The organism is Staphylococcus taiwanensis (genome assembly GCA_020544305.1).
GTDB lineage: Bacteria > Bacillota > Bacilli > Staphylococcales > Staphylococcaceae > Staphylococcus > Staphylococcus taiwanensis.
Genome location: CP058667.1, coordinates 799,132 through 821,217 on the forward strand (window position 1 = coordinate 799,132; position 22,086 = coordinate 821,217).

The 22,086-nt window shown below is 32.7% G+C and carries 24 protein-coding genes; 16 read left to right on the forward strand and 8 right to left on the reverse strand.

Going from position 1 to position 22,086, the window contains the following annotated elements:
- The first annotated feature begins 151 nt into the window (after positions 1–151).
- The 5 genes from modA to HYI43_03665 all read left to right on the forward strand — a co-directional run bounded on the left by modA (position 152) and on the right by HYI43_03665 (position 4,084).
- Complete coding sequence (gene modA / locus HYI43_03645; protein ID UDI77690.1) at positions 152–946, forward strand: molybdate ABC transporter substrate-binding protein; 795 nt, start codon at positions 152–154, stop codon at positions 944–946.
- Positions 947–959: 13 nt separating this feature from the next.
- On the forward strand, positions 960–1,631 hold the full coding sequence (modB, locus tag HYI43_03650) for a molybdate ABC transporter permease subunit (protein UDI77691.1): 672 nt from the start codon (positions 960–962) through the stop codon (positions 1,629–1,631).
- Entirely contained in the window at positions 1,632–2,237 is a 606-nt protein-coding gene (locus tag HYI43_03655) for an ATP-binding cassette domain-containing protein (GenBank protein ID UDI77692.1), read from the forward strand.
- 321 nt (positions 2,238–2,558) lie between these two features.
- On the forward strand, positions 2,559–3,563 hold the full coding sequence (locus tag HYI43_03660) for a ThiF family adenylyltransferase (GenBank protein ID UDI79262.1): 1,005 nt from the start codon (positions 2,559–2,561) through the stop codon (positions 3,561–3,563).
- Positions 3,564–3,577: 14 nt separating this feature from the next.
- Positions 3,578–4,084 (forward strand): molybdenum cofactor biosynthesis protein MoaB, encoded by a 507-nt coding sequence (locus HYI43_03665; GenBank protein ID UDI77693.1) that lies wholly within the window; start codon positions 3,578–3,580, stop codon positions 4,082–4,084.
- A gap of 109 nt (positions 4,085–4,193) precedes the next feature.
- Here the strand turns inward: HYI43_03665 and moaC are convergent, their stop codons facing one another.
- Positions 4,194–4,676: a cyclic pyranopterin monophosphate synthase MoaC gene (gene moaC, locus HYI43_03670; GenBank protein ID UDI77694.1), complete on the reverse strand. Its 483-nt coding sequence runs from the start codon at positions 4,674–4,676 to the stop codon at positions 4,194–4,196.
- A 61-nt stretch (positions 4,677–4,737) separates the two neighbouring features.
- Between moaC and HYI43_03675 the strand changes: the two genes are divergently transcribed.
- The 7 genes from HYI43_03675 to HYI43_03705 all read left to right on the forward strand — a co-directional run bounded on the left by HYI43_03675 (position 4,738) and on the right by HYI43_03705 (position 9,456).
- Entirely contained in the window at positions 4,738–5,997 is a 1,260-nt protein-coding gene (locus HYI43_03675) for a molybdopterin molybdotransferase MoeA (protein UDI77695.1), read from the forward strand.
- Positions 5,994–6,464, forward strand: a complete 471-nt coding sequence (mobB, locus tag HYI43_03680) for a molybdopterin-guanine dinucleotide biosynthesis protein B (protein ID UDI77696.1) — start codon at positions 5,994–5,996, stop codon at positions 6,462–6,464. The genes HYI43_03675 and mobB overlap by 4 nt, the downstream gene beginning before the upstream one ends.
- Positions 6,465–6,470: 6 nt before the next feature.
- The gene (locus tag HYI43_03685; protein ID UDI77697.1) at positions 6,471–6,920 is read left to right on the forward strand and encodes a molybdenum cofactor biosynthesis protein MoaE; all 450 of its coding nucleotides are present in this window, start codon (positions 6,471–6,473) and stop codon (positions 6,918–6,920) included.
- Position 6,921: 1 nt separating this feature from the next.
- Entirely contained in the window at positions 6,922–7,155 is a 234-nt protein-coding gene (gene moaD / locus HYI43_03690; GenBank protein UDI77698.1) for a molybdopterin converting factor subunit 1, read from the forward strand.
- Positions 7,156–7,161: 6 nt separating this feature from the next.
- Positions 7,162–7,767 carry a molybdenum cofactor guanylyltransferase MobA gene (gene mobA, locus HYI43_03695; protein UDI77699.1) on the forward strand — a complete coding sequence of 202 codons (606 nt, stop codon included), beginning with the start codon at positions 7,162–7,164 and terminating at the stop codon, positions 7,765–7,767.
- Positions 7,768–7,781: 14 nt separating this feature from the next.
- The gene (moaA, locus tag HYI43_03700; GenBank protein ID UDI77700.1) at positions 7,782–8,804 is read left to right on the forward strand and encodes a GTP 3',8-cyclase MoaA; all 1,023 of its coding nucleotides are present in this window, start codon (positions 7,782–7,784) and stop codon (positions 8,802–8,804) included.
- Positions 8,805–9,102: 298 nt separating this feature from the next.
- Positions 9,103–9,456, forward strand: a complete 354-nt coding sequence (locus HYI43_03705) for a MarR family transcriptional regulator (protein ID UDI77701.1) — start codon at positions 9,103–9,105, stop codon at positions 9,454–9,456.
- A gap of 1,041 nt (positions 9,457–10,497) precedes the next feature.
- Here the strand turns inward: HYI43_03705 and HYI43_03710 are convergent.
- Both HYI43_03710 and HYI43_03715 read right to left on the reverse strand, forming a co-directional pair.
- Entirely contained in the window at positions 10,498–11,703 is a 1,206-nt protein-coding gene (locus tag HYI43_03710) for an MFS transporter (protein UDI77702.1), read from the reverse strand.
- Positions 11,700–12,134, reverse strand: a complete 435-nt coding sequence (locus tag HYI43_03715; GenBank protein ID UDI77703.1) for a winged helix DNA-binding protein — start codon at positions 12,132–12,134, stop codon at positions 11,700–11,702. The genes HYI43_03710 and HYI43_03715 overlap by 4 nt, the downstream gene beginning before the upstream one ends.
- 259 nt (positions 12,135–12,393) lie before the next feature.
- On the opposite strand from HYI43_03715, the gene HYI43_03720 reads away from it, so the two are divergent.
- Positions 12,394–13,155, forward strand: a complete 762-nt coding sequence (locus HYI43_03720) for a VOC family protein (protein UDI77704.1) — start codon at positions 12,394–12,396, stop codon at positions 13,153–13,155.
- Here the strand turns inward: HYI43_03720 and HYI43_03725 are convergent.
- Positions 13,152–13,403, reverse strand: a complete 252-nt coding sequence (locus HYI43_03725; protein ID UDI77705.1) for a hypothetical protein — start codon at positions 13,401–13,403, stop codon at positions 13,152–13,154. The two genes, HYI43_03720 and HYI43_03725, sit on opposite strands and share 4 nt — an antisense overlap.
- Before the next feature lie 177 nt (positions 13,404–13,580).
- Here HYI43_03725 and HYI43_03730 point away from each other — a divergent pair, with 177 nt between their 5' ends.
- Positions 13,581–14,840, forward strand: a complete 1,260-nt coding sequence (locus tag HYI43_03730; GenBank protein UDI77706.1) for a lipid II:glycine glycyltransferase FemX — start codon at positions 13,581–13,583, stop codon at positions 14,838–14,840.
- Between the two features lie 141 nt (positions 14,841–14,981).
- Positions 14,982–18,164 (forward strand): efflux RND transporter permease subunit, encoded by a 3,183-nt coding sequence (locus HYI43_03735; GenBank protein ID UDI77707.1) that lies wholly within the window; start codon positions 14,982–14,984, stop codon positions 18,162–18,164.
- 59 nt (positions 18,165–18,223) lie between these two features.
- Here HYI43_03735 and HYI43_03740 read toward each other — a convergent pair whose 3' ends face one another.
- Together HYI43_03740 and HYI43_03745 are read right to left on the reverse strand one after the other, a co-directional pair.
- The gene (locus HYI43_03740; protein ID UDI77708.1) at positions 18,224–18,541 is read right to left on the reverse strand and encodes a hypothetical protein; all 318 of its coding nucleotides are present in this window, start codon (positions 18,539–18,541) and stop codon (positions 18,224–18,226) included.
- Between the two features lie 73 nt (positions 18,542–18,614).
- A complete protein-coding gene (locus tag HYI43_03745; protein UDI77709.1) occupies positions 18,615–18,782 on the reverse strand; it encodes a hypothetical protein in 168 nt (55 codons plus the stop codon).
- A 140-nt stretch (positions 18,783–18,922) separates the two neighbouring features.
- Between HYI43_03745 and HYI43_03750 the strand changes: the two genes are divergently transcribed.
- The gene (locus tag HYI43_03750; protein UDI77710.1) at positions 18,923–19,831 is read left to right on the forward strand and encodes an AEC family transporter; all 909 of its coding nucleotides are present in this window, start codon (positions 18,923–18,925) and stop codon (positions 19,829–19,831) included.
- 403 nt (positions 19,832–20,234) lie between these two features.
- On the opposite strand, the gene HYI43_03755 is transcribed toward HYI43_03750, so the two are convergent.
- On the reverse strand, positions 20,235–21,026 hold the full coding sequence (locus HYI43_03755; GenBank protein ID UDI77711.1) for a glucose 1-dehydrogenase: 792 nt from the start codon (positions 21,024–21,026) through the stop codon (positions 20,235–20,237).
- Positions 21,027–21,052: 26 nt separating this feature from the next.
- Positions 21,053–21,916 carry a glucose transporter gene (locus HYI43_03760; protein UDI77712.1) on the reverse strand — a complete coding sequence of 288 codons (864 nt, stop codon included), beginning with the start codon at positions 21,914–21,916 and terminating at the stop codon, positions 21,053–21,055.
- Positions 21,917–22,086 lie beyond the last annotated feature (170 nt).

Sequence of the window (22,086 nt, forward strand, 5' to 3'; positions counted from 1 at the left end):
ACTTTCTTACTAATTTTGAAAATATTAGGTTTTTATAACACTATGATTACTTTAATATTTTGAAAATACAAAAGGGTATTAATAGTAAAAATGTACTTTTCAAAAAAATGAAAAGAGTATAATGTAAACTATAAAAGGAGGAGTTAGATAAATGAATATTAAACATTTCTTGGCAGTTATTGCTGCATTAGTTATTATTCTTGCTGGATGTTCTAATTCAGGTAATAGTGACAGCGGAAAAAAATCATCTGATTCAAGTAGTAAAGATGGGGACAAAAAACAAGAACTACAAATTTCAGCAGCAGCAAGTTTAGGTGACGTAAGTAAAGCATTAGAAAAAGAATTTAAAAAAGACCATAAAAACGTTAAAGTTACATTTAATTATGGTGGTTCTGGAGCCTTAAGACAACAAATCGAAAAAGGTGCACCAAATGACGTATTTATGTCTGCAAATACTAAAGACGTAGATATGATGAAAAAGAAAGACAAAGCACATGATACATACAAATATGCGCACAACAAACTTGTCTTAGTTGGAGATAAAAATAGCGACAGTTCTTCAGTTAAAGATTTAAAAGATAATCAAAAATTAGCAATTGGTGAAGTGAAAACTGTACCAGCTGGTAAATACGCTAAACAATATCTTGAAGATCAAGGTTTATATAACGGTGTGAAAGATAAATTAGTTTATGCAAAAGACGTTAAACAAGTATTAAATTATGTTGAAAAAGGCAATGCTGCAATGGGCTTTGTTTACAAAACAGATTTATACACTAACAACAAAAAAACAGACAAAGTAAATGAAATTAAAGAAGTAAAACTTAAAAAACCAATCACATATGAAGCAGGAGCTACTTCTGACAAGAAAGTTGCTAAAGAGTGGATGGACTTCTTAAAATCAGATAAAGCTAAAGATATCTTAAAAGAATATCATTTCGAAGTATAGGAGGATATAAGACATGCCTGATTTAACACCTTTCTGGATATCTATTCAAGTCGCCGTAGTGAGTACCATTATTGTTTCAATACTAGGTATTTTTATCTCTCGGTTACTTTATAAAGGCAAAGGGCATCTTACTAAACTCCTTGAAAGTTTTATACTTTTACCCATTGTTTTACCGCCAACGGTACTAGGGTTTATTTTATTAATAATATTTTCTCCTAGAAGTGTGGTAGGACAATTCTTTGAAAACATACTACATCTTCCAGTAGTATTTACAATGACAGGTGCAATTATTGCATCTGTCATTGTTAGTTTTCCATTAATGTATCAACACACGATTCAAGGATTTAGAAGTATTAACCCTAAAATGTTAAACACTGCGCGAACAATGGGCGCAAGTGAAAATAAAATATTTTATCGCCTTATATTACCACTATCTAAACGTTCTATTATAGCAGGTATTATGATGAGCTTTGCGAGAGCAATTGGCGAGTTTGGTGCTACATTAATGTTAGCAGGATACATACCTAATAAAACAAACACATTACCACTTGAAATTTATTTCTTAGTTGAACAAGGTAGAGAAAATCAAGCCTGGCTTTGGGTACTCGTGTTAGTAGCCTTTTCAATAACTGTTATAGGCGTGTTGAGTTTCGCGAATAATGATAAATCAAGGGAGGCAGAGTAGATGCTACAACTTAAATTACAATATCAGTTAAATAAAACGTTTATCGACATCGATGTGAATGATACTGCTCCTAAAATTTATGCTATTCGTGGACCTTCAGGAATTGGAAAAACAACTGTACTTAATATGATTGCGGGGTTACGACAACCTGATAAAGCATATATCAAGATTAATGACCATTTATTAATCGATACTGATAATAAAGTGAATGTGAAGATTCAAAATCGGAGAATAGGCTATTTATTTCAAGATTATCAATTATTTCCAAATATGACTGTGAAGAAGAATATCACTTTTATGGCTAAGCCATCTATTCATATTGATGATTTAACTGATCAATTGAATATTGGTCATCTAATGAATCAATATCCAATTACGCTCTCCGGTGGTGAATCTCAACGTGTCGCATTAGCTCGCACTTTGAGTACAAAACCAGATTTAATTTTACTAGATGAACCCTTCTCAAGTCTGGATGATGCGACTAGAGACGAAGGTATCAAACTCATCAAACGTATATTTAAAGAATGGAAGATACCTATCATTTTTGTAACCCATTCGAATTTTGAAGCAGAAATACTAGCTGATAAAATTATCAAAATAGGCTAAAATTTAGTGTGTGATTAAAAATAATATGATAATGTTACATCGCAAATTTGCAGTAGCTGACTGAATTGAGAAGGCGCTTATATTAATCTTTTCTCAACTCTAGTCATCCTTGCGGGCGGGGGCCCCAACAAAGAGAATTTCACTAAGAAATTTTACAAGCAAAGCAAGTTGGGAGTCGGGGCCCCAGCAAAGAGAATTTCATCAAGAAATTCTACAAGCAAAGCAAGCTGGGAGTGGAACAGAATTCAAATTGAATTCTGTTCCACTCCCAATTAGTTATAATAAAAAGAAATTGAATTTTTACTGGAGAGGGCAATGAAAATGATGGACGGACGTTATTCAAGACAAACTTTATTTAAAGCCATTGGTACTGATGGACAACAAAAAATTTCAAATAAACATGTATTGATAGTTGGTATGGGTGCGTTAGGTTCACATGTTGCAGAAGGCTTAGTACGAGCAGGTATCAAGACACTGACTATTGTTGATAGAGATTATATTGAATTTAGTAATTTACAACGCCAAACACTATACACTGAAGATGATGCTAATAAAATGTTGCCTAAAGTTATTGCAGCCAAACGTCACTTAATTGAAATTAGAAATGACATACTTATAAATGAGTTTGTAGAGCATGTTGACTATTACTTTTTAGACCAACATACGAAGCATGTAGATTTAATTATTGATGCAACAGATAATTTCGAAACGCGTCAATTAATTAATGACTTTGCTTATAAGACAAGTATCCCATGGATATACGGTGGTGTTGTTCAAAGTACTTATATTGAAACAGCGTTCATCCCTGGTCAAACGCCTTGCTTTAATTGTTTAATACCCCAGCTTCCAGCAATTAATCTAACTTGTGATACGGTAGGTGTAATACAACCAGCTGTTACAATGACAACCAGTTTTCAACTCCGAGATGCACTTAAAATTCTAACGGAACAAGCAGTGCCAACTAAATTGACATATGGAGATGTTTGGGAAGGAAATCATTACACATTTGGATTTAATAGAATGCAAAGAAATGACTGTCCGACGTGTGGTAAGCATCCAACTTTTCCTTACTTACAACAAAAACATACATCATATGCAACATTATGTGGTAGAGATACAGTACAGTATGACAATGATAATATAACCCAGGAAATGATACGTCGCTTTCTTAATCAACATAGTCTCAATTATAGAGAGAATAAGTATATGATTATGTTCGAATATAAAGGTTATCGTATCGTAAGTTTTGATGGTGGGAGAATACTTGTTCACGGTACTACAAATACAACAGACGCGATTAATGTATTAAACCAATTATTTGGATAAAGGGAGTGGATTCAATGCACCAACATGAACATGAAAAATTAGAGAGAAATATTCGTTGTGCAGTATTAACGATTTCAGATACACGTAATAAAGAAACTGATAAAGGTGGACAACTTGTAAAAACTTTATTACAAAAAATGAATGTTGAAGTAAATGAAGCACATTATACAATCGTTAAAGATAATAAAGAACAAATACAATCACAAATTGACAGTTGGTTAGCTTCTGATATTGATGCGATTATTACGACTGGTGGAACAGGTATTTCGCCTAAGGATATTACGATTGAAGCTATTAGACCATTATTAGATAAAGAAATTGAAGGATTTGGTGAGTTGTTTAGATACCTAAGCTACACAGAAGATGTTGGGACTAAATCACTATTATCTAGAGCAGTAGCTGGTACAGTAATGAACAAATTAATATTTACATTACCTGGTTCAACAGGAGCTGTACAATTAGCGATTGAAAAGTTAATTAAACCAGAATTAAATCATATGGTATATGAATTGAATAAATAAAAAATAGTCATGGATTTTAACTTAAATGATAGGTTTCCCTAATTGAAGTTTTTAATCCATGACTATACTATTTAAAGTAGTTGGTAATAATTTACGTATTTGATTGACTTTAGCGTTGATAATCTCCAGATTTGCCCCCAGATTTAGATTCTAAATAGGTTTCTCCTATAATCATCCCTTTATCAACTGCTTTAGTCATATCATAAACAGTTAATGCAGTGGCGGAAGCAGCAGTTAACGCTTCCATTTCAACACCTGTTTTACCGGTAGTTGAAACGATAGCAGTGATATTTAATGTGTGCGTATTATCTTCATTTGCATGCCAATTAAACTGAACATCAATACCTGTTAAAGGTAATGGATGACACATAGGTATAATGGTTGAAGTGTTTTTAGCAGCCATAATACCAGCAATTTGTGCAGTATTTAAGACATTACCTTTTTTATTTGTATTATCTATTATTTGACGATAAATTGTACTATTAACAATAATGCTTGAGTGTGCTTGTGCAACACGCTTTGTAATATCTTTATTAGAAACGTCAACCATTTTAGCATTACCTTGTTCATTAATATGCGTGAATTCTGACATCATAACCCTCCTAATAGGGATAGTATATCACGATTTAAAAAAATAAATGGAGTTGATAATAATGGCAGTGGAAAAACGAAATCCAATCCCAGTAAAAGAAGCGATTCATCGAGTTGTTAAACAAGAAATATACATGGAAACAACAAAAGTGAATTTAGACGATAGTTTAGGCCATATTTTGGCAGAAGATATTGTAGCAACGTATGATATTCCACGATTTAATAAATCACCGTATGATGGTTTTGCGATTCGCAGTTCAGACTCTGCAGGTGCCTATTCTGAGAATCGTAAACAATTCAAAGTGATTGATCATATCGGTGCAGGTTCTGTTTCTAAGAAAACATTAGGAAAAAATGAAGCAGTACGTATTATGACTGGTGCTCAAATTCCTGAGGGAGCAGATGCAGTTGTTATGTTCGAACAAACTGTTGAAGATGGAGATACATTTACGATTCGTAAACCTTTTGAGGAACATGAGAATGTGTCACTTAAAGGCGAAGAAACAACAACCGGTGATATTGTCTTGAAAAAAGGACAACAGATTAACCCTGGTGCAATTGCTGTATTAGCAACTTATGGTTATACAGAAGTACCTGTTATTCAAAAACCGAGTGTCGCTATTATCGCTACTGGTAGTGAATTATTAGATGTACATGATGAATTAGAACCTGGTAAGATTCGCAATTCAAATGGGCCAATGATTAAAGCGTTAGCTGAAAAATTTGGCTTAGAAGTTGAAGCGTATAAAATTCAACAAGATGATTTGCAAAGTAGCATTGAGGTTGTTAAAGATGCAATGGCTAAACATAAGATTGTTATTACTACAGGTGGCGTGTCAGTAGGAGACTTTGATTATTTACCAGAAATATATAAAGCTGTAGACGCAGAAGTCTTATTCAATAAAGTTGCGATGCGTCCGGGTAGTGTGACAACAGTTGCAGTTGCAAATGGACAATACCTATTTGGCTTATCAGGCAATCCATCTGCATGTTTTACAGGATTTGAGTTATTTGTGAAACCAGCAGTTCAACATATGATGCGAGCCAATGCATTTTATCCTCAAGTTGTTAAAGCAACTTTAATGGAAGATTTTACGAAAGCTAACCCATTTTCACGTTTTATAAGAGCAGACGCAACATTTTCACATACTGGTGCAACCGTGGTACCTTCTGGATTTAACAAATCTGGTGCTGTGGTAGCTATTGCTCATAGTAATGCCATGATTATGCTGCCAGGTGGGACACGAGGATTTAAGGCTGGTCACACAGTAGACGTTATTTTAACAGAATCAAATGTCTTTGAAGAGGAAATGACAATATGATTTTGCAAATCGTTGGGTTTAAGAATGCTGGCAAAACCACATTAATGACCCAAACTGTTAAGATGCTAAAAGCACATAATTATACGGTGGCAACAATTAAACATCATGGACACTTGGGTGAAGATATCACCTTACAAGATAATGACGTTGATCATATGAAACACTTTGAAGCGGGTGCTGACCAAAGTATTGTTCAAGGTGAGTCATTACAACAAACGGTAACGCGAACACATAAACAAAACCTTACTCAAATTATTGACGAATCTGTTACAATAAACTGTAATATCATTTTAGTAGAAGGCTTTAAAGATGAAGACTTTGACAAAGTGATAGTCTATCGGACTAATGAAGAACGCGAGCAATTACGACAATTGTCTCATGTGCGTTATTGTTATCATTTTCAAGAAGAGAATGCATTAGCACAATATGAGCAATGGTTACTAGATTGGATTGAACAAAAGGACTGACAAATGATGAAGCAATTCGAAATCGTTACTGAACCTATACAAACTGAACAGTATCGAGACTTTACTATAAACGAATATCAAGGTGCAGTTGTCGTATTTACGGGACATGTGCGTGAATGGACAAAAGGGGTCAAAACGGAATATTTGGAGTATGAAGCATATATTCCTATGGCTGAGAAGAAATTGGCTCAAATTGGTGATGAGATTACAGAACGTTGGCCTGGGACGATTACAACGATTGTTCATCGCATTGGACCATTACAAATTTCTGATATTGCTGTTTTAATCGCTGTATCTTCACCTCATCGTAAAGATGCATATCGAGCTAATGAATACGCTATTGAACGCATCAAAGAAATTGTCCCAATTTGGAAAAAAGAAATCTGGGAAGATGGTTCTGAGTGGCAAGGGCATCAAAGAGGTAACCATCAACAAGCAACTAAAGGAGATGTCTAAAGTGAAGGTGTTATACTTCGCGGAAATAAAAGAAATATTACAGACTGACATGGAACAATTGGATACTAAAGAGGATATTAGTGTTGAGTCATTCAAACAATTATTATTTAACCAACATCCTTCTATTCGTGATAAAAAGTTTCAAGTCGCAGTCAATGAAGAGTTTGTACAAAATGAGGATATCATACAGCCAACAGATGTTGTTGCATTGATTCCACCAGTAAGTGGAGGTTAACGGGAAATGAAAGCAATTATTTTAGCAGGTGGTCATTCAGAACGCTTTGGTAAAGCTAAAGCGTTTGCCGAAGTAGATGGTCAAATGTTTTATAAACGCATTATTCATACATTAGAAGAAACAAATATGTTTAATGATATTATCATTAGTACAAATGATCAACTTGCTAACCAATTTGAACACAGTCATATTATAATAGATGATTCAAATCACAAAGATAAGGGTCCACTCGCAGGTATATATACTGTTATGAAACATTATAGTGATGAGGAACTCTTTTTCGTTGTATCTGTAGATACTCCCATGATTACTGGTAAAGCTATTAGTGCATTATATCAGTTTATGGTTTCAAGATTAATTGAAGATCAAATCGATATTGCTGCTTTTTCAGAAAATGATAGAATCATTCCAACAATTGCTTTTTATAGTCCAAACTGCATAGAAACTATGAAGAAAGCACTAGATTCAGAGGATTATAGTTTACGACATGTATATAAACAACTTACGACGGAATGCTTGGATGTGAAAGATACTCAATCAACCAAATATTGGTATAAAAATATTAACTATCAAGAGGACTTAGACACTTTAAAACAAGAAATGAATAATTAAGGAGGTCCTTATAAATGGTAGCACAAATTAAAGACAAATTAGGTCGACCGATTCGTGATTTACGTATTTCTGTAACTGATCGTTGCAATTTCCGTTGTGATTATTGCATGCCTAAAGAAATATTCGGCGATGACTTTGTGTTTCTACCTAAAGATGAACTGTTAACATTTGATGAGATGGTTAGAATTGCCAAAGTATACGCTGACCTTGGTGTGAAAAAATTACGTATCACTGGTGGCGAGCCATTATTACGTCGTAATTTATACCAATTAATTGCCGAATTGAACAAGATTGAAGGTATTGAAGACATTGGAATGACTACGAATGGTTTGCTGTTGAAAAAGCATGGTCAAAAACTATATGATGCTGGATTGAGACGTATTAATGTTAGCTTAGATGCGATTGATGACGACGTATTTCAAGCAATTAATAATCGTAATATTAAAGCCTCTACTATTCTAGAACAAATTGATTATGCGGTATCGATTGGATTTCATGTAAAAGTTAATGTTGTTATACAAAAAGGTGTGAATGATAATCAAATCATTCCGATGGTGGAATATTTTAAGAATAAAAATATTGAAATTAGATTTATCGAATTTATGGATGTCGGTAACGATAATGGTTGGGACTTTAGCAAAGTTGTCACTAAAAATGAAATGTTGGATATGATTGAGTCACAATTTGATATTGAACCTGTTCCACCAAAATATTTTGGAGAAGTTGCTAAGTACTATAAGCATAAAGATAATGGGGCACAATTTGGTTTGATTACAAGTGTTTCAGCTTCATTTTGTTCTACGTGTACAAGAGCACGCTTGTCATCTGATGGTAAGTTTTATGGATGCTTGTTTAGTACAGTTGAAGGGTTTAATATTAAATCCTTTATTCGTTCAGGTGTGACAGATGATCAATTAAGAGAACAACTTATCAGTCTTTGGAATATTCGTGATGATCGTTATTCAGATGAACGTACAGAACAAACCGTTAAAAATCGTCAACGTAAGAAAATTAATATGAATTATATCGGCGGTTAGTATTAAAATTATAATAATTTTTCAGGTGATAGTTCCTATATTTTTATTTGAAAAATATATTCACTTTATAGTCAGAGTTTTAGTTAAATAGTTATTTCAAGTAATACCTATGATTAAAGAATATGAATCTAATAATAGCAATGACTACATGATTAACAGAAATTGTATTAAACAATAATCAGATATTATATAAAATTTGTAATAGATTAAATAGTGTGTTTGTTATATAATTTTATTAAGGAAATTTGATTTATAAAGCAATTGCTACAACTTAGAATCAACATTGGAGGCTTTTATTATGACAACAGAAAAAGTACAACGTTTTATTGCAGCTGAAAGAGAACTGAGCCAATTAAAACATTGGTTAAAATCATCGTATAAAATTTCAATTGAAGAATTTGTAGTTCTATTTAAAGTTTATGAAGGTAAAAAAATTAGTGGTAAAGAATTACGAGATACATTACATTTTGAAATGCTTTGGGATACAAGTAAGATTGATGTGATCATTCGTAAAATCTATAAAAAAGAACTGATTTCTAAATTACGCTCTGAAACAGATGAACGACAAGTATTTTATTTCTTTAATGCTTCACAACAAAAGCTATTAGATAAAATGAAAAAAGAAATTGAAGCTATTAGTATTGCTAATTAATCATAGAGCTGTGGTATAATTCACAGTAAAATAGCCAGTAAATGAGTTTTTATAACTTCATTTACTGGCTTCTTTATTTACAATACTTCGTATTGTTGGCTCGCTTGCCCAACTTGCCTTGTTTGTAGAAACTGATTAACTCAGTTTCTCTGTGTTGAGGCCCTTCTTAGGGGACAACTTCTAAAGTAGTTCTTAAATCACTTCTCATTTCACTTAAGTTGAGATGCTTGCCTAGGGGGCTGGGTCGAGCCGCGGTCTTGTAAAATAGTTCTTAGATAGATAAACACTCACATAAGTTGCTTCGCGTTCCTGGGGTGCCGTCTCTAAAGTAGTTCTTAAATGAATTTTCATTTCACTTAAGTTGAGACGCTTGCCTAGGGGGGCTGGGTTGTAAAGAAATTCTTAGATGAATATTTACTCAATTTGTTGCGACGCTTTCTTGCGGGAAAGGCTCGTGCCTGTAGTCCTCTAAAGAAATTCTTAGATGAACATTTACTCATTCTGTTGTGATGCTTGCCTAGGGGGCTGGGTCGAGCCGCGGTCTCGACACTCATCCTATTCCCTCAGGCGTCACACAACGCCATTCGTAGTTCATCTTTAGAATTTCTTACATAAGTGCGTTAGCACTTATGTTCATTAATAATCAACATAGGAGTCGCGCAAAAATATTCGTCATTCATCTCTAGAATTTCTTACTTAAGTGCTTTAGCACTTAAGTTCATTAATAGTACTGGTTCCCTCAAGAGTCTCGCCAAAATACCTTGTATTTATATGTAATTTTACATTGAAATATTTTAAAAAATAAGGCACTTTCGTATAAATTAATAAACTTCACTAAACTAAATTAACGATGTACCTTATTTATAAATACGTTAACTCGACTCAAATTACGCTATCAATCAAAATTTCATTAATTATCCTCATAAATTTTATTTGTTGAATGTATTCAACATAACTATAAAAAAAGACAATTTCTATATTATTTCAATAGAAATTGTCTCTTTCACTTGTCCAAGAACTTAATATTCCAGACGCTTTAAATTAATACGTATTAGGTTTGACTTTACGGCCATGAACAATTAAATAAAGTATACTACATAAAGCAGCAACAATAGCCATAATGATATACACTTGTGTGTAAGTAATAGAATCTGTAAATAATCCAAGTAATGATGGGCCAAAACCTATACCAACATCAAGACCAATAAAATAGGTAGAGGTAGCAATACCATATTTACTAGAAGGTGATACTTTAATCGCAATTGCTTGCATTGAAGAAGATAAATTACCATATCCTATACCTAAGAATACACCGGCAAGTAGTAACATCCAGCTACTATAACTGAATACTAATAAAATGAAAGTGATAATTAACGCTATAAATGCAGGATAAACAACTACATTTTCACTACGAGCATCAATTAAACGACCAGCGATTGGACGCGTAATTAGAGAAGCGACAGCATAACAAATAAAGAAGTAACTTGATGCTTCAATTAAATGTCGTTGTTCTGCAAAAAACTTTAAGAAAGTTAAGATAGAGGCATAATTCAAGCCAATTATCATCATTACTACAGCTACTGGAACGGCTTCTTTTGCAATAAAGTTATGGATACTAATTCCAGAAGCTTTAGCAATTTTTTGATCAGTTTTATTATGTACTGAATCAAAGTCTATGTTTATAAATAATGAAATAATTAAACTGATTACACCTAAAATAACACAGATAATAAATAATAAATTAATTGAAAATGATTTCATCAATAGTATTCCAAAGAAAGGTCCGATAGCAGTACCTAAAACTAAACTCAATGAGAATAAGCTAATACCTTCACTTTTACGTTCAACAGGTGTTACATGTGCGGCAATTGTACCTGTTGCCGTAGTAGCTATAGCAGTAGCAATCCCATTAATTAAACGGACAAACATTAAAAAAGTAATAGATCCTGGAATAAAGTAAAGTACTTGAGTGATGATTAACAAGATTAAACCAGTAATAAGAATCTTTTTAGGTCCAAATTTATTAACATATTTACCAGTACCAAAACGACCAATTAATGACCCAAGTATAAATAATCCAACCACTAAACCAGCCATACTATCAGAAGCATGGAATGATGTTTTACTGTAATCAGCAATAATAACAAGTAATAAATACATACATAGGTAAACAAAGAAATTAATTGTAAAGTTCACGGTGAAACTCTTTGTAAAAATAGGTTGCTTTAAGTTTTGAGTCTGATTCATTCATTTTCCTCCTCAGATAAAGTTTGATGTAGCTTGCTCATTGTAAAAATGACATTTTCTAAATCTTCATTACTTAGACCTGATTTTCCAATAAGGTCATTTTGAAGTGGCGTAATTTGGTGATTTACATCTTTAAATAGCGCTCTCCCTTTGTGTGACAAACTTAAAAGCTTTTCACGTTTATCAACACCCGGTTTGATAGTTAATAACTCTTTTTCAGATAGAACTTTAATTATCTTACGGGCAGTTGGTTTTTCAATAAACCGACGTTTTGAAATATGTACTAAAGTGGTAGGCTCTGTATTAGCGATATCACGCAATACCAACCATTGTCCGGGATGTAAATCAAACGTATCTAGTATAGGTTGAGTGCGCTTCATATAGGGACGATAAATACCTATAAAACTATTAAAAAATTCATTCGTAAGCATGAAAAATCTCCTTATCAATTAAGTTAGCTTAGCTAACTAATTTCGAATAACAAAATTTATTATATGACTAATTTGTGAAATATGCAATAGTGCTTTTAAAATTAAATTTATGACATGGTTAATCATCATTTGTCGAATTCAGTTTTAAATTTAAAAACTTTGAAGAATATAAATATTGTTAGCTTTTAAATAACAATAAAATAGAATGAAGTTTGTTAAGATAGATATAGATAATTATAAATGGAAGGGAATGGGGGATATGGAATTACGATTTGATCATATGATTCATTATGTAGATAATCTCAAAAATTTTAAATATCCAGGAGATATTTTGAAAATAAGTCCAGGTGGAAAGCATCATAAATTTGGTACATTTAATCGATTATCATACATTAATGAGAATTATATTGAATTACTAGATGTTGAAGACCCTGAAAAATTAAGAAAAGAGGCCAAAACTGAAGAGGGACGTGTCGCGTTTGCTACTAAAATTATACAAGATAATTTTAAGCAAGGTTTTAAAACGATGGCGTTAAGAACTTCAGATATTGATGCATTAAAACGAACTTTAGAAGATCATAAAGTAGACACGATTGGTCCTGTTGAAATGCATAGAGAAAATAAAAAAGGCGATAAATTAAGATGGAAATTATTATATATAGCAGATCCTGATTATATGGTAAAACCACCTTTCTTTATCCAATGGGAAGATAATGAAGAACAACGTAATCAAAAATTAGACAACTTATATCAAAAACAATTTAGGATAAATAGAATCATTATAGATAGTGAGAAACGTGAGAAAACATTATCAAAATGGCAGAAATGGTTCAAAATGAATATTATTGAGGAAGGAGAAAATTATACAGATTTACAGTTAACAAACGATAACATCATTTACCGTATACAAGATGGTAAAACGTCTGGTTATAATACAATCGTTTTTAATGATAAAGAAGCGACAGCACCATATTCCATTATTATTAAAGGTGCTAAATATCGCTTTGAACCGGAAAGTTAGAATAAATAAACATAAGTGCTATGTGCAATAAGAGCGATATGAAATACCACAATAATTAAGTTACAAACACTTAAAATAGTGGAAGAACGTGTCGTTTTTAATAGTAAGAAAAAGACAGTTAGAACGAATGTTAAAGCGACAAGCATCACTCTCAAACTAAAGTAAGAAATTGTAAGTGGCTGATTAAGCGTAACTATAATAACGATTAAGTTAATAATCATAAAAAGTATTAATATGATATTTCTCAAAATATGACCTCATTTATATATTAATAATATTGTACTTATTGTTAAAATTAAGTCTCTCTAGTATAACAAAAATATGAATAAAGAAATAATCACTAACTTCCATAGCGAGTTTGTCGACACTCATAATTCGACACTGTATAATTAAAGTTAATGTAGAGAAAAGGAGTTTTTTATAGCATGGAAAAGATGAATATCACTAATCAAGAACATGACGAATTTGTAAAAACTCATCCAAATGGTGATTTGCTTCAATTAACGAAATGGGCAGAAACAAAACGCTTAACAGGATGGTATTCAAAACGCGTCGCAGTTGGAGAAAATGGTGAAATTAAAGGTGTAGGACAATTATTATTTAAAAAAGTACCTAGATTACCATTTACACTATGTTATGTCTCACGTGGATTCGTAACTGATTATAGTGATAAAGCTGCATTAGAAAAGTTATTAGAAGAAACAAAACGAATAGCTAAAGCAGAAAAAGCATATGCTATTAAAATTGATCCAGATGTCGAAGTAGATAAAGGTATTGATGCACTAAAAAATCTAAGTGCACTTGGTTTCAAGCATAAAGGCTTCAAAGAAGGTTTATCTAAAGATTATATTCAACCTCGTATGACGATGATTACACCAATAGATAAAACAGATGAAGAAATCTTCCAAAGTTACGAACGACGTAACCGTTCTAAAGTAAGATTATCACTTAAACGAGGTACTAAGGTTGAGCGGTCAAATCGTGAAGGACTAAAAACATTTGCTGAATTAATGAAGATTACTGGCGAACGTGATGGTTTCTTAACGCGTGATATTAGCTATTTTGAGAACATTTACGATGCACTTCATGAAGATGGAGATGCGGAATTATTCTTAGTTAAATTAGAACCTAAACCTGTGCTTGAAGACATTAATAAAGAACTTCAAGAACAAGAAGCAGAAAAAGCACAACTTCAAGCTAAGTATGAAAGAAAAGAAGATAAAAAAACTGCCAACAAATTAAATGATGTTGAAAGTAAAATAAAAAAAACATTAGAGCGTAAAGAAAGCATGACTGATTTATTAAATAAACATCCAAAAGGTGTTTATTTATCAGGTGCATTACTAATGTTTGCGGGAAGAAAATCATATTATCTATATGGTGCTTCTTCAAATGATTATCGTGATTTCCTACCAAATTATCATATGCAATTTGAAATGATGCGTTATGCACGTGAACAGGGTGCGACAACATATGATTTTGGTGGTACAGATAATAATCCAGATAAAGATTCAGAACACTACGGCTTATGGGCTTTTAAACGTATTTGGGGCACATATCTAAGTGAAAAAGTAGGAGAATTCGATTATGTGTTAAATCAACCGCTTTATCAATTAATCGAACAAGTTAAACCACGTTTAACAAAAGCTAAAATTAAAATTTCACGTAAACTAAAAGGTAAATAGCGTTATAACTATCTATGTATTTAAATCTGAACGATTCCACAAACAACTATTGTGACGTTCAGATTTTTTTAGGATAATAGGAGTGATTAATATAGTCTTACTCATTGTGAAGATAAAAAGACTGTTGGGGGAAGTGACTTAATGATTATAAATATGCTGAAATTTTCACTTGGTAATAAGTTCGCCATTTTCTTAATGGTAGTATTAGTAATACTAGGTGGCGTTTATTCTAGTGCTAAATTAAAACTAGAATTATTACCTGACGTTGAGAATCCGGTAATATCTGTACAAACTACAATGCCAGGTGCCACACCTCAGACTACGCAAGATGAAATTAGTTCTAAAATAGATAAACAGGTAAGATCTTTGGCGTATGTTAAGAGCGTAGAAACACAATCGATACAAAATGCATCCATCGTAACCGTTAAATACGATAATGGTACCGATATGGATAAAGCTGAAGAAGTATTAAAAAAGGAAATTGATAAGTTAGATTTTAAAGATGGTGTTAGCGAGCCAGAGTTAACACGTAACTCAATGGATGACTTTCCAATCGTTGCATATTCTTTTACAAATTCTAAAAATGACTTAAAAACTACAACGAAAGAAATTAATGACCAATTAATTCCTAAATTACAAACAGTCGATGGTGTTCAAAATGCTCAACTTAATGGGCAAACAACACGTCAAGTAACCTTGAAATTTAAGCAAGATAAATTAGATGAAACAGGTTTATCAGCTGATGATGTTGAAAATTACATAAAGACAGCGACACGTGAAACCCCATTAGGGTTATTCCAATTTGGAAATAATGAAAAATCACTTGTCATTGATGGTCAATTTAAGTCGGTCGATGCACTTAAAGGATTGAAAATACCACTATCTCAAAGTGGCCAAGGTCAATCAAATAGTGATGACGACTCTAAAAGTAGCATGAGTAGTACTGGTGACAGTGCCTCATCAGCTGGAAGTGGTCAATCAAGTAATGCTACTAAGGTTCAGTCCACAAATGGTAACGTGCCTAGCGTTCCATTAAGTAAGTTAGCTAAGGTTACTGTTGGCGATGAACGTGAATCAATTTCTAAAACAAATGGCAAAGATGCAGTTAACGTACAAATTATGAAAGCACAAGATGCTAATACTGTACAAGTCGCAAAAGAAGCTCAAAAGAAAATTGATGAATTTGTAAAAAATAATAGTGATATCAAAGCTACAAAAACAATGGATACTGCTAAACCTATTGAAGACTCACTTTATACAATGGTTGAAAAAGCAGCATTAGGAACGATTGTAGCCATCATTGTTATTCTTTTATTCTTAAGAAATATTAGAACGACAGCCATTTCAATCGTATCGATTCCACTTTCTATTTTAATTGCACTTATCGCACTAAAATTAAGTAATGTATCGCTTAATATTTTGACGCTAGGTGCGTTAACGATTGCAATAGGACGTGTGATAGATGACTCGATTGTAGTTGTAGAAAATATTTATCGAAGATTATCAGATACTGAAGAAAGATTAAAAGGTGATAGTTTAGTCATAAGTGCTACTAGAGAAGTATTTAAACCGATTTTATCTTCTACTATAGTAACAATCATCGTCTTTTTACCACTTGCCTTTGTATCAGGGTCTGTCGGTGAAATGTTTAGACCATTCGCTTTAGCAATTGCATTTAGTTTATTGGCATCATTATTAGTTTCAATCACGGTTGTGCCTGCATTAGCTTCTACATTTTTCAAAAAAGGAATTAAAATCAAACCACGTGATACTAACAAAGACAATGGAGGATTAGGCGTAATTAGCAAAGGCTATCGTAAGATACTTGCTTGGTCTTTAAATCATAAATGGATTGTATTAATAATTGGCGTTGTTATTCTAGTTGGAAGTGTAGCACTAGGTGGAACGAAATTAGGAACAAGTTACTTGTCTACTGGTGAGGATAAATTTATGGCAGTAACCTACACACCTAAACCAGGGGAAACTGAAAAAGCAGTATTAGATCATGCTGAAAAGGCTCAAAAATACTTACAAAGTAAGGATAAAGTTAAAACAGTTCAATATTCAGTGGGTGGGCCTTCACCAGCCGACCCAACTGGTAGTACAAATAGTATGGCAATCATGATCGAATATGATAAAAATACGCCTAACTTTGAAGAAGAGCCAGATAAGGTTATTTCGCATTTATCTAAAATGAAAGACCCTGGTGAATGGAAAAACCAAGATATGGGCACTGGTGCTGGAAATGATTCCATTGAGGTGACAGTTAAAGGACCTTCAACCGATGCGATTAAAAATACGGTAGCTAAAGTTGAACGTGAAATGAAATCTGTTAATGGAATTGCTAATATTAAATCAGATTTATCTCAAACATACGATCAATACGAAATTAAAGTAAATCAAAATAAAGCAACAGACAAAGGCATTTCTGCCGGTCAATTGGCGCTAAACCTTAATGAGAACTTACCTGAGAAGACCATTACTACTGTAAAAGAAAATGGTCATAAGGTTGATGTTAAAGTTAAACAAAATAAAAAAACGGATTGGTCACAAGATAAATTAAATAACATTGAATTAAAATCGCCAACTGGAGAAAAGGTTAAGTTAAAAGATATTGCTAAATTAGAACACACTTCTACACCAAGTAAACTAGTTCAAGAAGACGGGGATTATGCAACTACCGTTTCTGGTAAAGTCACTGCTTCAGATGTAGGTGGTACTTCTAATAAAGTGATGAGTAAAGTAAATAAAATTGATAAACCAAATAACGTGAAGATTAATGTAGGCGGTGCGACTGATGATATTAATCAATCAATGAGCCAATTAGCATTCGCAATGTTAGTTGCGATTGTTATCGTTTATCTCGTATTAGTCATCACATTTAAAGGTGGCTTAGCACCATTTACAATTTTATTCTCATTACCATTTACAGTTATTGGTGTGGTGCTAGCATTATTAATTACTGGAGAAACCATTTCGGTACCAAGTTTAATAGGTCTGCTCATGTTAATTGGTATTGTCGTAACCAATGCTATTGTCTTGATAGATAGGGTTATAACGAATGAAAAAGATGGCTTAGCGATGAAAGAAGCATTAATAGAAGCGGGTGGTACGCGTATTAGACCAATTTTAATGACAGCTATCGCAACTATTGGGGCGCTTATGCCATTATTGTTTGGACAAGATAGTTCAATCCTGATTTCTAAAGGTATGGCTGCAACAGTGATTGGTGGTTTAATATCTTCAACATTGCTTACACTGATAGTCGTTCCTGTAATTTATGAAATTCTGTTCACTTTAAAAAATAAAATAACACGCAAATAAAAAACATGGCGTTGTCTCAGTTAAGAGATAGCGCCATGATCTATGCTATATACAATGTTTTAGTACATTACAAAAGTTAAAATGATATAAATCACAAATAAAATAACTGATAAAATGTTTAGAATTGAAACAGCTTTATGATCATTTTTTAATGATTTAAAAGCTGTAACTTCTACATTTCCGACAAGTAGTAATAATACGACAAAGACCCACCAATTCTCAGCAGGAAATTGTAACGTTGTAATAGCTACTACAAATAACAATAATACACCCATGATAATGCGTAAAATACGCGTGAAAATGGAATGCATTTTAAAAATACTTATGTAACTTACAATAAGATATAAAATCGGTAATAATATTAGGTAAAGCTTCACCTGATGTCATCCTTTCTAATACAACTCATATCATAGCATGTATGTGTTCATGCTGACTAGACGAATATAAAGACTATTTCTGACGCATTTTTGAACGAATTTCTGAAATTTCTTGTTCAATTGCTTCTAGTTGCTTAACTAAGGGATCTATATTTTGGTTTAAAGACTCACGTTTATCAAGATCATTTTGTAAACGAACATAATCATATTTAAGTTCTGCTAATTGAGATTCTAAATCCATCGTACTTTAAACTCCTTTATCTATTAATTATGTTAAACACTTAAAATTATAGCATGAAACAATAAACTTCTAAAATTCATATAAATTGTGTTACAGTAGTTAACTGTATAATAAGGCTAAATCAGAAAGAAGGAATTTTTGTGACAGAGCAGTTTGTAATGATTATTCTTTTAATCGCATTGGGATATCTTTTAAAGCGAATTAACTTTTTAAAAGCAGCAGATAGTCAAGTACTTTCAACACTAGTTTTAAATGTCACATTACCCTCTTTAGTCATCGTCAATTTGAATAGTGCTGAACTAGATTTTTCTTTTTCTATTTTACCTATCATGATGATTGTCTATGGTGTGCTTGCTAAGATGATAGTTGTATGGTTGTTTAGAAGATATGATAACCATATAAAGGGTTCAGTAGGTATGATGACTGCCTCTCTTAATATTGGTTTATTTGCTTATCCGCTTGTAGACACGATATGGCCGAAAAATGGCATGGTCTATTTTGGTATGGCAGATATAGGTGGCGCCATTATAATGTTTGGTGTTACATACTTTGTCGGTAGTTATTTTAGCCAAGGTGGGGACCAATTTAACTTTAAATACTTAGGAAAAAAATTACTTACCTCAGTACCATTAGTAACTTATATTGTGATGTTTATACTTAATATGTCTAACATTCACTTGCCTAAAGTATCCATTGACTTCTTCACTATTATCTCAAAAGCTAATATGCCATTATCAATGATACTTCTTGGCGTTATGTTAAGCTTTAAGATTGAGAGACATTTTTTACCGGTTGCAATTAAATATTTATGCGTACATTATGGCTTAGGGTTAATAGCTGGTATATTAGTCCATTACTTTTTACCAGTGTCAGATAGTATGATTAAAACAACGTTATTAATTGCATGGTTATTACCAGTAGGCGTCGCTATCATTCCTTATTCTATTCAATTTAAGTATAAAACATTGCCGTTGGTTGGTATGGTAACTAACATCTCAATCGTTATTAGTATTATCATTTTGTATATATATCAGGCATTGTTTGTTTAAAACAATAAATATATGAATAAACATATCGTGAAATATCATTTGTCGTGATAAGAACTGAAGTTTCCATTGGTAGAGTAAGTTGAGTCATGTTATAATCTTTATATATAAGGCATCTCGTTAATTTAGTTTAGTGAAGTTTATTAAATTATATGAAAGTGCCTTATTTTTTAAAGTATTTCAATGTAAAGTTACATATAAATACAAAGTATTTTGGTGAGACTCTTGAGGGAACAGGACAAGCTGAAGACTATAGGCTGAAGCTGTCCCCTAAGAAAGCGAGCCAACAATACGAAGTATTGTAAATAAAGAAGCCAGTAAATGAGTTTTTATAAATTCATTTACTGGCTATTTTGCTAGGAATTATGTCCCAGGCTCTTTTCATGTTCATGTAGTTATATTGAAACTAGCCTTTGCCACCCATAAAGGCAGGATAGTTTGTCATTCCACCGTCAACATAAATTGTAGTGCCATGAATATAATTTGCTAAATCTGAAGCTAGGAATAAAGCAACATTTGCAATATCTTGTGCTTCGCCAATTTCTTTGGCTGGAATCATCTCAAGCGTTTCAGCACGCGTTTTAGGATCAGAAAATTTCTCTCGAGTATGCTCAGTAACAATTGCCCCTGGAGAAATATTATTAATACGAATGCCATATTGTGCGTATTCCATAGACATTGTTTCCATCATTAGTTTTAAGCCACCTTTACTTGCAGCATAATTAACGTAATTTGGCCAAGGGATAGTATCGTGAACACTTGATGTATTAATAATGATACCTTTTTTATCTTCTTTTAAGAAATGGTTTATAGCTTCACGTGATCCAATAAAAGCACCTGTAAGGTTAATATCAATCGCTTTTTGCCATTCTTCTACTGACATTTCATGAGAGGGGATAGGCTTCTCGAAACCAGCATTATTAATCATGATATCTAATGTACCATATTCATTTACCGCTGATTGGACTAAGTTTTTAACATCTTTTTCAACTGCAACATCACCTTGAACAGCAATTGCTTGTCCACCAGCATTTGTAATTGTTTGTTTTAAAGTTTCAATTTCATCTAAATGGCGATCAGAACGATAATTTAATACAACTTTTGCTTTGGCTTTACCAAAGTTTTCAGCAAGTGATTTCCCTATGCCACTTCCTGACCCCGTGATAACTACAACTTTATTTTCTAAATCTTGAAACATTTTGACTCCTCCTTAGTTAAAACGAACTATTTCAGATTTCCTAAAATAAACGCAGCAATAATAATGAGTATAATACCAGACCATATACCAATCATTTGGCGTTTATCTTTTTTCTCACCTAAAAGGAAAATACCGCCAAGTGTTGATACGATAACTAGTAATTGTGATAATGAGAAACTCGTTGCTACACCAACTTTAGGTTGAGAATAGAACATAAATAAATTACCAATAGCCCAAACTATACCAGGAATAAGGTTTAATGTCGTAGATTTGATATTTGTTTCGTGTCTCATTGATAGTAAAAAACCACCAATAGCCATACCTATTGATTGGAAGAATAAAGCATCAGTACCACTAACACCAAAAATATCTCCAATTACAACATAACCAACATAGCCGATAGTTGAGATAATTAAAATGAGTAGTGCTTTTTTAAACTCAGGGTCATCTGACTTACCAGCATTTTTGCCACGTAAAGATGTAAGTGCAATACCTGTTACTAATAAAATCATTGCAATGATACCCATCGTTACTTGAACGCCAGTACTCCATTCACCTAGGAATATAGCACTAAATAATGTTGTACCAACTAATTGCATCCCTGTAGAAATAGGCATCGTTTTAGATACACCAATTAAATTAACAGAACGTAATTGATTTCCTTGACCAAATGCCCATAATGCACCTGAAATTAAACCGACGATTATTACCGTTAAATTATCGAATTGAGCACGTCCCATTAATAATAGAACAATACCAACAATAAGAGCACCTAACGTTGTACCTCTGATTTGGTTATAAGGTCCGCCCCCTACAAACACATTAATTAAGACTACGCTTCCCCAAAATAGAGCGGGTAATAATGCGATTAAAATATCAACAAATTGCATTCCGAATCACTCTCCTATATCTATCTAAAGTGTTTTCCTTTCTTATTAACACTCGTGGAACATTTTATATGAAAATTTGATAAGTTAACAAATAATTGCTCATAATAAAAAAGTGTAATAATAACAAAGACCTATAAATTCAAATGGTTTTGAACTCATAGGTCTATTAT